This window comes from Rhodococcus sp. MSC1_016 (genome assembly GCF_023667485.2).
GTDB lineage: Bacteria > Actinomycetota > Actinomycetes > Mycobacteriales > Mycobacteriaceae > Rhodococcus_F > Rhodococcus_F oxybenzonivorans.
Genome location: NZ_JAMOZI020000001.1, coordinates 4,157,301 through 4,171,363, shown reverse-complemented (window position 1 = coordinate 4,171,363; position 14,063 = coordinate 4,157,301). Strand labels below are relative to the sequence as shown.

At 67.1% G+C, this 14,063-nt stretch carries 12 protein-coding genes; 6 read left to right on the top strand and 6 right to left on the bottom strand.

The window, feature by feature from the left end; translation table 11 throughout:
• The first annotated feature begins 35 nt into the window (after positions 1-35).
• The 3 genes from L1080_RS19270 (at position 36) to L1080_RS19260 (ending at position 3,610) form a co-directional block, all read left to right on the top strand.
• Positions 36-800 (top strand): 3-oxoacyl-ACP reductase, encoded by a 765-nt coding sequence (locus L1080_RS19270; RefSeq protein ID WP_201453513.1) that lies wholly within the window; start codon positions 36-38, stop codon positions 798-800.
• Positions 800-2,098: an LLM class flavin-dependent oxidoreductase gene (locus tag L1080_RS19265; RefSeq protein WP_250777200.1), complete on the top strand. Its 1,299-nt coding sequence runs from the start codon at positions 800-802 to the stop codon at positions 2,096-2,098. Before L1080_RS19270 ends, L1080_RS19265 begins: the two co-directional genes overlap by 1 nt.
• Positions 2,099-2,206: 108 nt before the next feature.
• Positions 2,207-3,610 carry a CitMHS family transporter gene (locus tag L1080_RS19260; protein ID WP_250777199.1) on the top strand — a complete coding sequence of 468 codons (1,404 nt, stop codon included), beginning with the start codon at positions 2,207-2,209 and terminating at the stop codon, positions 3,608-3,610.
• Positions 3,611-3,621: 11 nt separating this feature from the next.
• Here L1080_RS19260 and L1080_RS19255 read toward each other — a convergent pair whose 3' ends face one another.
• Positions 3,622-3,813, bottom strand: coding sequence for a hypothetical protein (locus L1080_RS19255; protein ID WP_159919791.1), 192 nt, complete (start codon positions 3,811-3,813; stop codon positions 3,622-3,624).
• A 119-nt stretch (positions 3,814-3,932) separates the two neighbouring features.
• On the opposite strand from L1080_RS19255, the gene L1080_RS19250 reads away from it, so the two are divergent.
• Together L1080_RS19250 and L1080_RS19245 are read left to right on the top strand one after the other, a co-directional pair.
• Positions 3,933-5,546, top strand: a complete 1,614-nt coding sequence (locus L1080_RS19250) for an FAD-dependent monooxygenase (protein WP_250777198.1) — start codon at positions 3,933-3,935, stop codon at positions 5,544-5,546.
• Between the two features lie 172 nt (positions 5,547-5,718).
• Positions 5,719-8,139: an ATP-dependent Clp protease ATP-binding subunit gene (locus L1080_RS19245; RefSeq protein ID WP_250777197.1), complete on the top strand. Its 2,421-nt coding sequence runs from the start codon at positions 5,719-5,721 to the stop codon at positions 8,137-8,139.
• Between the two features lie 266 nt (positions 8,140-8,405).
• Here the strand turns inward: L1080_RS19245 and L1080_RS19240 are convergent, their stop codons facing one another.
• Positions 8,406-8,873, bottom strand: a complete 468-nt coding sequence (locus L1080_RS19240) for a DIP1984 family protein (RefSeq protein ID WP_250777196.1) — start codon at positions 8,871-8,873, stop codon at positions 8,406-8,408.
• A 261-nt stretch (positions 8,874-9,134) separates the two neighbouring features.
• Between L1080_RS19240 and L1080_RS19235 the strand changes: the two genes are divergently transcribed.
• Positions 9,135-9,920 (top strand): IclR family transcriptional regulator, encoded by a 786-nt coding sequence (locus L1080_RS19235; RefSeq protein ID WP_250777195.1) that lies wholly within the window; start codon positions 9,135-9,137, stop codon positions 9,918-9,920.
• On the opposite strand, the gene L1080_RS19230 is transcribed toward L1080_RS19235, so the two are convergent.
• The 4 genes from L1080_RS19230 to L1080_RS19215 are packed head-to-tail and all read right to left on the bottom strand — an operon-like array spanning position 9,886 to position 14,055.
• Positions 9,886-10,878, bottom strand: coding sequence for a glycerate kinase (locus tag L1080_RS19230; RefSeq protein ID WP_250777194.1), 993 nt, complete (start codon positions 10,876-10,878; stop codon positions 9,886-9,888). The two genes, L1080_RS19235 and L1080_RS19230, sit on opposite strands and share 35 nt — an antisense overlap.
• Positions 10,875-11,870, bottom strand: coding sequence for a 2-hydroxyacid dehydrogenase (locus L1080_RS19225; RefSeq protein ID WP_159919801.1), 996 nt, complete (start codon positions 11,868-11,870; stop codon positions 10,875-10,877). Before L1080_RS19225 ends, L1080_RS19230 begins: the two co-directional genes overlap by 4 nt.
• A complete protein-coding gene (locus L1080_RS19220; protein WP_250777193.1) occupies positions 11,867-12,805 on the bottom strand; it encodes a hydroxymethylglutaryl-CoA lyase in 939 nt (312 codons plus the stop codon). Before L1080_RS19220 ends, L1080_RS19225 begins: the two co-directional genes overlap by 4 nt.
• A complete protein-coding gene (locus L1080_RS19215; RefSeq protein WP_250777217.1) occupies positions 12,802-14,055 on the bottom strand; it encodes a CaiB/BaiF CoA transferase family protein in 1,254 nt (417 codons plus the stop codon). Before L1080_RS19215 ends, L1080_RS19220 begins: the two co-directional genes overlap by 4 nt.
• Positions 14,056-14,063: the final 8 nt, after the last annotated feature.

Sequence of the window (14,063 nt, the reverse complement as noted above, 5' to 3'; positions counted from 1 at the left end):
TCCGGCGTTCCTCGCGGCCGGACGAAAGGTGCGCAATGCAGATCGACAAGCAGATCGTTCTCGTGACCGGGGGTGGACGCGGCCTCGGTTCCGCCATCGTGCGCTCGTTCGCCGAGCAGGGCGCACGGGTGGTGGTGAACTACCGTCGTAGCCGAGACGCGGCCGAGGACCTCGCGGCGGAGGCGGGCGACGGGCAGGCCATCGCGCTTCAGGCCGATGTCACGGACCGCGAACAGGTCGACGCCCTGTTCGGCGCGGCGGCAGACCACTTCGGCTCACCGGTCACCACCGTGATCAACAACGCCCTCGCCGATTTCTCCTTCAACGGTGACGCCCGCGACAAGGCCGACGCCATCTCGTGGGACGCCTTCGACGCGCAGCTGCAAGGGAGTGTCAAGGCGACTCTGAACACCACGCAAGCCGCACTACCGGGCATGCGCTCAATCGGCTTCGGCCGCATCGTCACCATCGGAACCAACTTGTTCCAGAACCCCGTGGTTCCCTACCACGATTACACGGCGGCCAAGGCTGCAGCACTGTCACTGACCCGCACGCTCGCCGCCGATCTCGGTCCCGACGGCATCACGGTGAACATGGTGTCGGGCGGGCTGCTGCGCACCACGGACGCGAGCGCCGCCACTCCGGACGAGGTGTTCGACCTCATCGCGGCGAGTACGCCCCTGCAACGCGTCACCACTCCGGAAGAATTCGCCGACGCGGTGCTGTTCTTCGCCTCTCCGTGGTCGCGTTCGGTGACCGGCCAGAATCTCGTCGTCGACGGGGGATTGGTCAAAGACTGATGGCAGCACGTAAGCAACTGCACCTCAACGCATTTCTTTTCGCCTGCGGACACCACGGGGCCGCCTGGCGGCACCCGGCGTCGCAGGTGGAACGGCTCACCGACATCGCCTACTACGAAGAGTTGGCGCAGACCGCAGAACGTGGCTGCTTCGACGCCGTCTTCTTCGCCGACGGACACTCGGTGCGAGACCCCGCCGCCGGCGGACTGTGGTTTCTCGAACCGCTGACGGCGTTGTCGGCGATGGCCCGAGCGACGGAGCGAATCGGGCTGGTCACCACCGTGTCCAGCACCTTCTACACGCCCTTCCACGCCGCCCGGATGCTTGCATCGCTCGACCACATCAGTGGCGGCCGGGCCGGGTGGAACGTCGTGACCTCCATGTTCGACGCGGAGGCCCGTAACCATGGACTCGAGGAAATGCCGCCGCACGACGAGCGGTACTCGCGCGCCGCCGAGTTCGTCGACGTGGCACTCGCGCTCTGGGATTCGTGGGATGCCGACGCGCTGGCACCCGACCGGGGCGGGATGTTCGCCGACCCGGCGAAGGTCGCCCCGATTCATCACCGCGGCAAGCATTTTCTGGTGGACGGCCCGCTGAACGTGCCGCGGTCGCCGCAGGGGCGTCCCGTCCTCTTCCAGGCCGGTGCCTCCGAGCAGGGTCGGGACCTGGCGGCCCGCTGCGCCGAGGGGATCTATGCCGTGGCCTACGACCTCGAATCCGCGCAGAGTTACTATCGAGACGTCAAGCGGCGCATCCGTACTGCGGGCCGCTACGCCGACGCCGTGACCGTGATGCCGGGTCTCGTCACCTACGTCGGATCGACCACAGAAGAGGCACACAGGAAGAAGGCCGAACTCGACGCCCTGCTGCCGGTCGAACAGTCGATCGCGCAACTGTCCCTGTTCACGCATCAGGATTGCAGTGAGTGGGAACTGGACGCGCCCGTCCCCGATCTGCCGCCACTCTCCGAGTTCACCGGACCGCAGGGCCGCTACGACACCATCCTGCGGATCATCGAGAAGGATCGGCCCACGGTCCGCGCGCTGCTGGGAACACTGGCCGCCGGTGGTGGGCACTGCACGATGATCGGCACGCCGGAGTCGATCGCCGACGACATCGAACGGTGGTTCCACGGAGGTGGCGCCGACGGCTTCAACCTGATGCCGCCGATCTATCCGGACGCTCTCACCGACTTCGTCGACGAGGTCGTTCCCGTACTGCAGAAGCGCGGACTGTTCCGGACCGAGTACGAGACGGCGACGTTGAGGGAACATCTGTCTTCGCCACCACAATGAACACAACCTTCTCTACGTCCGTAACAGTGACTGTGAGCGCCCGCTCGATCAACACTTGCTGTTGTCGCGATCACAGTGCGACTTTTCAGGTGCGGACGAGGAGTGGCAATGCTGGTAGCACTCGGCTTTCTGATGGTGGCCGTGTTCATGTTCTTGATCATGTCCAAACGGGCCACCCCAGTGGTCGGGCTGATTGCCGTCCCGGTCGCATTCGGTATCGCGGCCGGGGCCGGTCTGGGTATCGGCGACATGATCACCGACGGGATCAAAGCGCTGGCGCCCACTGCGGCACTGCTGTTCTTCGCGATCATCTTCTTCGGGATCATGATCGACGTCGGGCTCTTCGACCCACTCGTGAAGGTGATTCTCAGGCTCGTCCGCAACGATCCCATGCGGCTCGTCGTCGGCACGGCAGTCCTGGCCATGGTGGTGTCGCTGGACGGTGACGGGTCGACGACCTTCATCATCGTCACCTCGGCACTGCTCCCGCTCTACCTGAAATTGAAGGTGAGCCCCGTCGTCCTCACCGTCGTCGCCGGGCTTTCGAACGGCGCGATGAACATCATCCCGTGGGGTGGGCCGACCGTCCGAGCTGCTGCGGCCCTCGGGATCTCTCCGTCCGACGTCTTCGTGCCGATGATTCCTTCGCTCGTTGCCGGACTCGTCATCGTGCTGCTCTTCGCCGTGCAGCTCGGCTACTCCGAACGGCGACGCATCGGCACCCTGGTTCTCACATCCGAGCGTCTACTCGTCGGCGCGGGATCCGGTCGGACTCGGCTTGGTTCCGGCGGCGCTGACGGTGGCAGCGGCAACGCAACCGGTGGTTCCGGAGATTCCGGGTCGGACGACGGGCTCGACGGCTTCGTCGACGGACTGGACCCCGAGCGGCCGACGCTGCGACCGAAGCTGTTGTGGTTCAACGCTGCTCTGAGCGTGGGTCTGCTGGCCGTGCTCGTGATGGACGTCCTGCCCATCCCGGTGCTCTTCATGGTGGCGGCATCGATCGCCTTGATGGCGAACTTCCCGCGCGTCAAGGAGCAGCAGGAAGCCATCACCCGGCACTCGTCGAGCATCGTCTCGGTGGTGGCGATGGTGTTCGCCGCAGCCGTGCTCACGGGAGTCTTCCAGGGCACGGGCATGGTCGAGGCAATGGCGCAGTGGTTGCTCGAGATCATCCCGGCATCCCTCGGACCGCACCTCGCCGTCATCACGGGTGTCCTGAGCCTGCCCTTCACGTTCTTCATGAGCAACGACGCCTTCTACTTCGGTGTGATGCCCGTGCTCGCCGAAACCGCGTCCACCTACGGCATCGAGCCCGTCGAGATGGCCCGCGCTTCGATCACCGGACAGACCTTCCACATGCAGAGCCCGTTGGTCCCGGCCATCCTGCTGCTCGTCACCCTGGCAGGCGTGTCCCTGGCCGACCACCACAGGAAGGTGCTGTGGCGGGCCGCGCTGGTGTCGCTGACCATGCTGGTGGTCGGTGTTCTCGCCGGTCAGATCCCGATGTAGTCCTCGCGGCGTCAGTCGTCCGTGTCGGTGGCGGGCCCCTCTGGGGTCGCGCCACCTTCGCCGCTCCAGTCCGCACCCGAACCCTTGTCGTCCTCCGCGGGATCGGACATCACGTCTTTGTGGGCACCCGATTTGCCACTCTCCGTACTCGTCGTCGCCGGGCCGGGTGTGTTCTCGTGCTGCTCGGTGTCCTTGTGCGTCATGTCCGACGGTTACCCACACGGCTGCACGTTCAAAAATCGGGAGCTCGTCTGCCTCCAATTTCCTCGGCGGCCAGGCATACTGATCGAAACTCGATCCCTCCTGGTGAGGCGGTGTCTTCGTGGTGGATCCCGAGGTATTGGTGGTCGGAGCGGGTCCGGTAGGACTGACTGCGGCGATCGAACTGCGCAGGCGCGGCATCTCCTGCCGCATCATCGATCCGCTCCACGAGCCGCCGCAGTACGCCAAGGCGGTGGGGATCCAACCCCGGACCCTCGAAGTGTTCGAAGGTATGGGCGTGCTCGGGCGAGTACTCGACGCGGGGGTTCCATTCCGTGGGCAGATCCTCTACGTCGACGGAGTCGAGGTCGGGCGAATGGAATTGGCCTTGCCCGCGGATGTGCCGTTCGGGTTCATCGGACTGCCCCAGTACGAGACCGAACGCGTACTCACCGAACACCTGGCTTCCCTGGGCACCAGGGTCGAGCGCGGAATCGGCCTGGTCTCGTTCGAACAGGACGAGGGCGGAGTGGTCGCCACGGTGAGCGGGGACGGCGGCGGGACCATCCGGTCGCAGTACCTCGCCGGATGCGACGGCGCGCACAGTGTGGTGCGCAAGGGTCTCGGTCTCACGTTCGAGGGCGGCGCCTTCGCCGAGCAGTACATGCTCGGTGACGTCGAAGTGGACTGGTCGTTGCCGCGTGGCTACAACATTCGTTCGGTCCGTCGCACGGAGGACGGACCCGACGATGTCCTCGTGTGCATTCCCTTGCCCGGTCGTCGTCGGTACCGGATGTCGATGCTGGTGCCCGCGGAACTGTCGAACACCGGCACGTCGGCCGGCGACAACATCCGGCACGGATTCGAGTCGGGCCCCACGCCGCAACTCGGGCACATTCAGGCCGTACTCGACAGGCTGGCTCCCGAACCGGCCCGGGCATCGAACCTTCGGTGGTCCTCCGTCTTCCGCATCAGCCACCGCATCGTCGACTCCTACGGACGTGGACGCGTGTTCGTTGCCGGCGACGCCGCCCATATCCACCCGCCCACCGGGGCGCAGGGCATGAACACCGGGATCCAGGACGCCCACAACCTGGCATGGAAGCTTGCGCTCGCCGTGTCCGGAGTCGCGGCACCCGACTTGATGGACAGCTACGACCTCGAGCGGCGGCCGGTCGGCGAGGAGGTCGTGGGTCGCACCATCCGCAGCGCGCGGGAAGGGATCGGCGCGGGTGCTTCGGACCCCGAACTGGTCATGCGCCGCGAAGCGCAGCTGCTCATCGACTACTCCGACAGCCCTATCGTGTCCCGGACCGAGGGCGCGACCACGCTGCGGCCCGGTGAGCGAGCGCCCGACGCGCGTGGGTTGACCCGCGCCGCCGTCGCGTTCCCGATCCGGCTGTTCGGGTTACTGGGACGCGACCGGCACACATTGCTGCTGTACGCCGACGACTCGGTCGACGCGCGGGGTCTGGCCGTGCTGGAGGCTGCTGCGGCGTCGGCCGGAACCGCGGCCCACGGCCTGCTCGACACCTATCTGATCGCGACTCCGGGTGCCGAGGTCGGTGAAACGATTCTTCCGCTCGTGCGGGACGAGGCCGGCGAATTCGCCGCGGCCTATGGCGCCGAGGGTTGCGCGGCGTACGTCGTCCGTCCGGACGGCTATCTGGGCTTCCGGATGGCGCCCGTCTCGATTGAGGGTCTCGCCGAACACCTGAAGTCGACTTTCCGCTGACACCGCCGGGAAGAGCGGGTCGCTGTCCAGTGTTGTAGGAAGTTCCGTGCGCCGGGCAGCCGTCCCTGTATATGACGGCCATCACAATGAAACGCCCCCCGCTGCGGGAATTGATCGGAGCACTGGCACGTTAGTTGAGTGAGTAACGCTCAACTTCTTAGGAGGCTTCGGAATGCCAGCATTCTTCGGGCCGGAGGGCCCTGGTCGCATCGACATCAGCCGTCTCATGAGCCGCTCCACCCAGGAACTCATGGCAGCGGCCGCGCGGTTCGCCGCCGGTCGCGGTGACTCCGACCTCGATGCACTGCACGTTCTGCGCGTCATGGCTGAACAAGATCCGGCCAAGACGCTGATGCAGCGAGCGGGCGCCGACGTGTCAGCCGTGTCGGACGCCGTGGAACTGCGTCTTCCGCAGGGCCGGAACTCGTCCGGATTCGCCGTGCCGTCGCTGAGCGGTGCGCTCAAGACCGCGCTGCTCGAGGCGCATCAGCTCGCCCGCGCTCTCGGGTCGACGTACATCGATCCCGAGCACCTGTTCCTCGCGCTCGCCGCAGATCAGGACCATGCCGCAGGCCGCCTGCTCGCCTCGGAGGGTGTCACCCCGGAACGTCTACAGACCGCCATCCAAGGCGGGTCGGCCGAGCAGGCGCCGGACTCCGACACTCCCACCCTCGACAAGTACGGTTTCGATCTCACCGAACGTGCCCGCAGCGGCGGCGTCGACCCGGTGATCGGCCGGGCCCACGAGATCGAACAGACCATCGAGATCCTGTCACGGCGGACCAAGAACAACCCCGTCCTCGTCGGTGAGGCCGGCGTCGGCAAGACGGCGATCGTCGAGGGCCTGGCTCAGCGGATCGTCGACGGCGACGTACCCGACCGTCTGACCGGTAAGCGCATCGTGCAACTCGACCTGTCGAGCATGGTGTCGGGAACCCGATACCGCGGCGACTTCGAGGAACGCCTCACCAAGGTGATCGACGAGATCGTCGCCCACAAGGACGAGTTGATCGTCTTCATCGACGAGGTTCACACCATTGCCGGCGCCGGTGGCGGAGCCGAGGGTGCGATGGATGCCGGAAACATCCTCAAGCCGAAGCTCGCCCGTGGTGAACTGCACATCGTCGGTGCCACCACCCTCGACGAGTACCGCAAGCACATCGAGAAGGATCCGGCGCTCGAACGCCGATTCCAGCCGGTCACGGTGGCGGAGCCGAGCATCGAGGACGCAGTGGCCATTCTGTCGGGTCTCCGCGACCGATACGAAGAGCACCACGGCGTGCGCTACACCGACGACGCCATCACCGCCGCCGTCGAGCTCTCCGCCCGGTACATCGGTGACCGCTTCCTGCCCGACAAGGCGATCGACCTGATCGACCAGGCCGGGGCCCGGCTGCGGCTGCGCATGCCGAGCGTCGACGTGGAGGCTCTGCGGAAGCAGGTGGAGGAGTTGGAACAGGCCAAGAATCAGGCCGTCGCCGACGAGCAGTACGAGAAGGCGTCGGGACTGCGTGACCAGATCACGAAGCTGCAGGCCCGCATCGGTGGCAAGGCCGACGCGTCGGACATCACACCGGACGTGACCGCCGAGCAGATCGCCGAGGTCGTGTCGCGGTCGACGGGTATTCCCGCGAGCCAGATGACCCAGGAGGAGAAGGAACGCCTCCGCCGGCTCGAAGACGAACTGCACCGGCGGGTCATCGGGCAAGACGATGCCGTGCGGGCCATCGCCCGGGCGGTGCGTCGGAGCCGGACCGGTATGAACGATCCCGACCGCCCCGTCGGCAGCTTCCTGTTCCTCGGCCCGACCGGTGTCGGCAAGACCGAACTGGCGAAAGCATTAGCGGCCACCCTGTTCGGTGACGAGAACAAGATGCTGCGACTCGACATGAGCGAGTTCGGTGAACGGCACACAGTCAGTCGCCTGGTGGGTGCCCCTCCCGGCTACGTCGGCTACGGGGAGGCAGGACAGCTCACCGAGCAGGTTCGGCGCAACCCGTACTCGGTGATCCTCCTCGACGAGATCGAGAAGGCGCACCCCGACGTGTTCAACACACTGCTGCAGGTGCTCGACGACGGGCGGTTGACCGACGGTCAGGGCCGGACGGTGGATTTCAAGAACACCGTTCTGATCATGACCAGCAACCTGGGGTCCGACATCATCTCCAGCAAGTCGGGCGGACTGGGCTTCACCACCGGTGACGCCGAGGCGTCGGAGAAGCCGCTGCGAGACCGGGTGATGGGCCGGCTGCGCGAGTCGATGCGGCCGGAATTCCTCAACCGGATCGACGAGATCGTGATCTTCCGCAAGCTGGACACCGAACAGCTGCACCGGATCACCGACCTACTGTTGGACGACAGCCGGAAGCGGCTCGAGGCCAAGGGTATCGAGATCTCGTTCAGCGACGCCGCGGTGGACTGGATTGCCGAACACGGACACCAGCCCGAGTTCGGGGCACGCCCCCTGCGCCGGTCGATCCAGCGTGCGGTCGACGACCGGATCGCGGACCTGCTGCTCGACGACATTCTGGTCGAGGGTGGCAGCGTGACGGTCGGTGTCAACGACGACGAGCTGGATCTGGTCGTCGGCTGAGCCGGTGTGAGTGGCACAGTATGCTTCGGCGTACTGTGCCACTCACGTGTGTGCTGGGAGCCCCTTACCCGCCCTCGCCGTCTTGGATCGGCACCTGGTGATGAAGCTGTGCGTCGTGCGCAGTCACCTGTGCGATGTGCTGGGCTGCATTGTGTTCCGGGTGTATGCCCGGGGTGCGCTGCCTACCACGCAGGAGAAGTGGCCGGATTGCCGCCGACCGCGGTGTGTGCCCGCCTCCGAAACGGTTACCTACTGCCCAGCAATATTCAGTCGAGCAGGTCGACCTCCCAGTTCGCTTGCTGCACTCGAAGATCGACTTCTCGGATCTGCCGCGCCAAATCGTCGGCAGTACGCCGCAGATCCCGGACCGGCAACGCCGCGACGAAGACGAGCTCCGAGCGTAATTGTCGGCCGTACCGGTCCTGCTCACGACCGGAGGCGGCATCCGCGGCGGCGGACACCACCCGGTGCCGGATGCGCAGCATGTCCCGGCGGGCCAGGGCGTCCGTGATGCTCTCATCGCCAAGGGGCGCAGACGTATTGGTTCGATTGATTCTTCGGACGAGGATCTCCAGGCGGTCCAGGACCTCCTCGAGTTCGTCGAGTAGCGCCGCGGCGTCCTCCGCGGGCGACTCGCCCTCTTGGTGTCGCGCATTCGTGAGGATGCGCGATTTCAGGTGCTCCACCCGACGAGTCAGATCGCCGCGTTCCGCCAGTGCCGCTGCTAGTTTCATCTCTACCTCCCCACCCTGTTCGATTGAATGTTCCCCTCGTCTGCGCGAGTGTGCGCCAACGATTTCGAGCGTCGACGGACACGCAGGGTGGAGGGGTCACGACATCGGAGGGGCGCCGATCGAAGCGTGGGGAGCGGATCTCGGTGGGCGCTCATGCGCCTTTCGTCGAGTCGCGATTCAGCATTCTCAACAACTACCACATCTCTGCGCTCGGCGCGAGCATCAATGTCCTCGGTGGGCGATGGCGACTATCGTTGAGGCATGCGAGCGGAAGACGGCGAATTGACCTCCAAGCACCAACCGTTGCTGGTCTTGAGCAAGATCACGGAGATCCTCGATGCGTTCAGCCTGTCGCGTCCGTCGATGACGCTGGGCGAGATCCAGCAGGCGACGGGTCTGCCGACCTCGACAGTCCAGCGGCTCGTCAGCAACCTGGTGGCGCAGGAATTCCTCGACCGGTCCGGCGACCAGATCCGGATCGGCGTGAAGATGGCGTTCTGGGCTGCGACGGCCACCAAGGGACTCGACGTGCTTGCTGTCGTCACGCCGGTGCTGAAGGAGATCCGCGACGCCACCGGCGAGACCGCCAGCTTCTTCCGGGTCGAGCAGGGCTACCGCGTGTGCGTGGCCATCGCGGAGACCGAGCACGCGCTGCGCCGGAACATGTACGTCGGAAAGATCGTCCCCTTGCCCGCGGGTTCGGCGGGCCGGGTGTTGCTCGCCTGGAACCCGGAACTCACCGAACAGGTCCTCGCCGGCCCCATCGAGCCGATGACCGAGGGCACCGTCACCGACACCGTGGTGCTGCGTGAACTGATTCACCAGGCCCGGGCCGACGGGTACGCCATCACCGCCGGGGAGCGGGAAGACAGCGCGTCGGGATTGGCTGCGCCGGTGTTCGATTCGTCCGCCGACGTGATCGGTGCCCTCGCGATCAGCGGGCCGACGCTCCGGATGCCGCGCGAACAGTGCGAGAAGTGGGTGGATCTGCTCGTCGGCAGCGCCGAGAAGGTCACCCGGACGCTGGGTGGCCGCTACCCGACATGAGCTGGGCCGCAATCGCGCGGCCGGCTTCGTGCATGGCCACGGTGTCCGTGGCGACGAAAACGCCAGCGAACCGGGACCCGTAGTCGCCGAGATCGTCGCCCACGGAGCCGACGACGGCGTACACCGGGGTGGTGCCCGCGCGGGCGAGGATCGCGGAGATGATCTTGCCCGCTTTCGTCTGTCCGTCGAGCCTGCCCTCGCCGACCACGATCGCCGACGCGTCCGCAGCGAGGGCGTCGAAGCCGGTCACATCGAGGATGTACTCGGCGCCGGAGCGGAGTTCGGCGTCGTACCGTGCCCACATGCCGCCGGAGAACCCGCCTGCCGCGCCGGTGCCGTCGACTTCGGACGGGTCGCGGGGCAGAGCCCGCGCCTTCGCCTCGAGTCGCCGCGTGAGCAGTTGCACAGCTTCCGCGTCGGCACCCTTCTGCGGTCCGAACACCCTGGCGGCGTCGACGAACCGGGTGGTGACGTCGGTCAGCACGGTGACGGAAGCGCCCCGGAGCCCGCCGCCTGCCTCGATGGCGGCGATGGCGCCGGTGCCCCCGTCCGTGGTGGCGGAACCGCCGGCCGCGACGACGATGTGCCGGGCACCGCGCCGGGCTGCGTCGGCGACGAGCATCCCGGTGCCGTAGGTGGTGGCGGTGATCGGGTCGCGGGGACCGTCGTGCGGCGTGGTGATCCCGGAGGCTGCGGCGATCTCGATGACCGCCGTCCCGTTTTCGGACAGTCCGTACGTCGGCCGGCACGGACTGCCCCAGGGGTTGCGGGCGCGGGCGACGACCGGGTGCAGTCCGAGGGGGACCGCGAGGACGTCGAGGGTGCCTTCGCCGCCGTCGGCGACCGGCAGCCGGATCGCGGTACTTCCGGACGACTCGACCCCGCCTGCGACGGCGTCGGCGACCTCGCCTGCGGTGTAGGTGCCCTTGAAACTGTCGGGGGCGATCAGAACCGTCATGGGTTCCACGCTTCCGGGTTGACCGGATGTGGGGGGATTCGGTTCTGCGCCATGGCCACAGCGTTCTCCGCGCACAGCCTCGCCATCTCGGCGCGCACCGACACCGTGGCACTGCCGAGGTGGGGGAGCAGCACCGTGTTCGACTGTTCCGCGAGTCCCGGGGCGAGCGCGGGTTCGTCCTCGTAGACGTCCAGCCCGGCGCCGGCGATCTCCCCGGATTTCAGGGCGGCGACGAGGGCGGCTTCGTCGACGACGGGACCGCGGGCCGTGTTGATCAGGATCGCGGAGGGTTTCATCGCCGTCAGCACGCCCGCATCGACCAGGTGGCGGGTCTGCGCGTTGAGGGGCACGTGCAGCGACAGGTAGTCGCTGGTGGCGACGAGGGTGTCCCAGTCGGTGTGGGTGACGAGTCCGGCGAACTCCCCAAGTTCGTCGTCCGTCACCGGCCGGTCGCCGGGAGGCCGGGGGCAGAACTGCACCTGCATCCCGAAGGCCAGTGCCCGTTTCGCGGTCGCCCGCGCGATCCGCCCGAACCCGGCGAGACCAAGCGTGCGCCCCGAAACGTCCTGGCCGAGCAGTAGGTTCGGCTCCCATCCGGTGAACTTTCCGGCGCGGACGAACGTGTCGGCCTCCACGGCACGGCGGGCGGTGGCCATGATCAGCAGCATCGCGACGTCGGCGGTGGCGTCGGTGAGCACCCCCGGTGTGTTGCCGACGAGGATCGAGTTCGCGGTGGCCGCCCCGATGTCGACGTTGTTGAACCCGACCGCGTAGTTGGAGATCCCGCGAATCTTCGCGGCGGCCAGGAGGTCGGCGTCGAAGGAGTCGCGCAGCTGGGACACCACCACGTCGTAGTCCCCCGACACGCACGCGTCCCGTAGTTGCGCGGCGTCGGGCAACGCGTCGGGGACGTGGACGCTGCCCGCGGCGCGCAGCAGCGTGAGACCGGGTTCGGGAATCGGGGTGGTGACGTAGAACCGGGCGCCGCTCATCGGCCGCCGCCGATGACCCACTCGAACGCGTTGGCGTTGGAGCGTGCGCCCTGAGCGGCCTTGGACCGATTGGCCTCACCGAGTTCCGCGAGCGTCTTCTCGGACAGTTCCACCAGCGACCCGAAAACGCTGGGGTTCAGCCAGTCCGGGCGGGTGGCGAACAGCAGGTCCTCGCTGGCGGTGTTGCCGCTGGCACCGGGCGCGAAGGGGCAGCCACCGAGTCCGCCGAGCGCGCCGTCGACGGTCATCGCGCCGGCCGCAACCGCGGCGAGGCTGTTCGCGACCCCCAGACCCCAGGTGTCGTGGCCGTGGAAGACGATGCCACGCTGCGGGGTTTCCAGCCGGACCCGGGAGACGAGCGAGTACACCTCGGCGGGGACGGCCTGGCCGAGGGTGTCGCAGACGACGACGTCGACGGCGCCATGGGCGCGCGGGTCATTGGCGATGTCGATCACCCGCTGCTCGGGCACCCGGCCCTCGAACGGGCAGGTGAACGACGTCGCAATGCACAGTTGGATGCTGCCGCCGACCTGCTGGGCGAGTTCGATCGCCGCCGGCATCGCGGCGAGGCTGTCCTCGGTCGAACGTCCGATGTTCGCCTGGTTGTGGGAATCGGAGGCGGAGAAGCAGTACTGGAAATGGCGTGCACCGGCCGCGGCGGCCTTCTCCACGTGCCGGGGCGTCGCCACCCACACCCAGCAGTGGTCCAGTTCCTCCGGGGTCAGTTCGGAGATCACCTCGACGGTATTCGCCATCGGCGGGACGAGGTCGGGACGGGCCATCGACCCGATCTCGAGCGCGGGCACGCCGAGGTCGAGGAGCCGGCGGGCGATCTCGAGCTTCCGGGCGGTGGGCAGCATCTTTCCCGTCAACTGCAACCCGTCGCGCAGGGTGACGTCGCGGAGCAGGGTGCGTGATTCGAAGGACTGCGTCATGAGAGGCCACCTACTGTGTCGTTGACGAGGGAGTCGATCTGTTCCGGGGTCTTGCCGAGCAATGTTTCCAGGACCTCCCGGGTGTGCTCGCCGAGGTCCGGTCCGACGTTACGGATGGGCAGCGACGTGCCGCCGATCACCGGGACGATGCCGGGGAAACCGACCTGCTTCGGCTCGGCCTCACCGGTGTCGACAGTGAATTGCTGAATCATGTTGCGGGCGGCGTACTGCTCGTCGCTGCAGATATCGGCGGCGGTGTTGATCGGACCCGACGGCACCCCGGCGGTGTCGAGGATCTTCAGCGCCTCGTCGCGGGAATACTGCGCGGTCCATTCGCCGATCGCTGCGTCGAGTTCGTCGCGTCGCTCCCAGCGGCCCGCGTTGGTCTGTAGACCCGAGTCGGCGCCGAGGTCGGGGCGGCCGATCGTGTCCATGTAGCGCTGGAAGATGGCGTCACCATTGCCCGCGATGATGATGCTGTTGCCGTCGTTGCAGAGGTACGCGTTCGACGGGGCGATGCCTTCCATCCGTCCACCGACACGTTCGCGTTTGACGCCGTACGCGAGGTAGTCGGGGATCAGCGACTCCATCATCGACAGGATCGATTCGTTGAGCGCGACGTCGATGATCCGATGCGGCAGGGACGGGCCCGGCGTTCCGGCGACTTTCGCAGCCTCCCGCTGGAACAGGGCCATCACCGCCCCGAACGCCGCGTAGAGGCCGGCGATCGAGTCGCCGATCGACACCCCTACCCGCACCGGTGGCCGGTCCGGGTCGCCGACGAGTTCACGGAATCCGCCCGCGGCCTCCGCGACCGCGGCGAACCCCGGCCGCTGCGACATCGGCCCGGTCTGCCCGAACGCCGAGATGCGGGTGATCACCAGGTCCGGGTTGGCCGCGTTCAACGCCTCCGGTCCGATGCCCCACTTCTCGAGGGTGCCGGGCCGGAAGTTCTCCAGCAGGATGTCGCACTTGGCGGCGAGGTCGAGGACGAGCTGCCTGCCTTCCTCGGTGCGCAGGTCCAGCACGATCGACTTCTTGTTGCGGTTGATCGTGCGGTACAGCATCGAGGTGTCGCCGGAGTAGAGGCGCCAGTTGCGCAGTTCGTCACCGGTTTTCGGACGCTCCACTTTGATGACCTCGGCCCCGAAGTCGGCGAGCATGCGTCCCGCGGTCGGGGCGGCGATGTAGTTACCCAGCTCGAGTACTCGTACGCCGTCGAGGGGGCGGATCGTGTTTTCAGACATGATGTTCCTTC

Bases quoted from the DNA above. Each gene is read 5' to 3' on its own strand.
- L1080_RS19220 (WP_250777193.1), bottom strand. From the start codon at position 12,805: ATGACGCAGTCCTTCGAATCACGCACCCTGCTCCGCGACGTCACCCTG.
- L1080_RS19240 (WP_250777196.1), bottom strand. From the start codon at position 8,873: ATGAAACTAGCAGCGGCACTGGCGGAACGCGGCGATCTGACTCGTCGG.
- L1080_RS19265 (WP_250777200.1), top strand. From the start codon at position 800: ATGGCAGCACGTAAGCAACTGCACCTCAACGCATTTCTTTTCGCCTGC.
- L1080_RS19235 (WP_250777195.1), top strand. From the start codon at position 9,135: ATGCGAGCGGAAGACGGCGAATTGACCTCCAAGCACCAACCGTTGCTG.
- L1080_RS19245 (WP_250777197.1), top strand. From the start codon at position 5,719: ATGCCAGCATTCTTCGGGCCGGAGGGCCCTGGTCGCATCGACATCAGC.
- L1080_RS19260 (WP_250777199.1), top strand. From the start codon at position 2,207: ATGCTGGTAGCACTCGGCTTTCTGATGGTGGCCGTGTTCATGTTCTTG.
- L1080_RS19225 (WP_159919801.1), bottom strand. From the start codon at position 11,870: ATGAGCGGCGCCCGGTTCTACGTCACCACCCCGATTCCCGAACCCGGT.
- L1080_RS19270 (WP_201453513.1), top strand. From the start codon at position 36: ATGCAGATCGACAAGCAGATCGTTCTCGTGACCGGGGGTGGACGCGGC.
- L1080_RS19230 (WP_250777194.1), bottom strand. From the start codon at position 10,878: ATGACGGTTCTGATCGCCCCCGACAGTTTCAAGGGCACCTACACCGCA.
- L1080_RS19255 (WP_159919791.1), bottom strand. From the start codon at position 3,813: ATGACGCACAAGGACACCGAGCAGCACGAGAACACACCCGGCCCGGCG.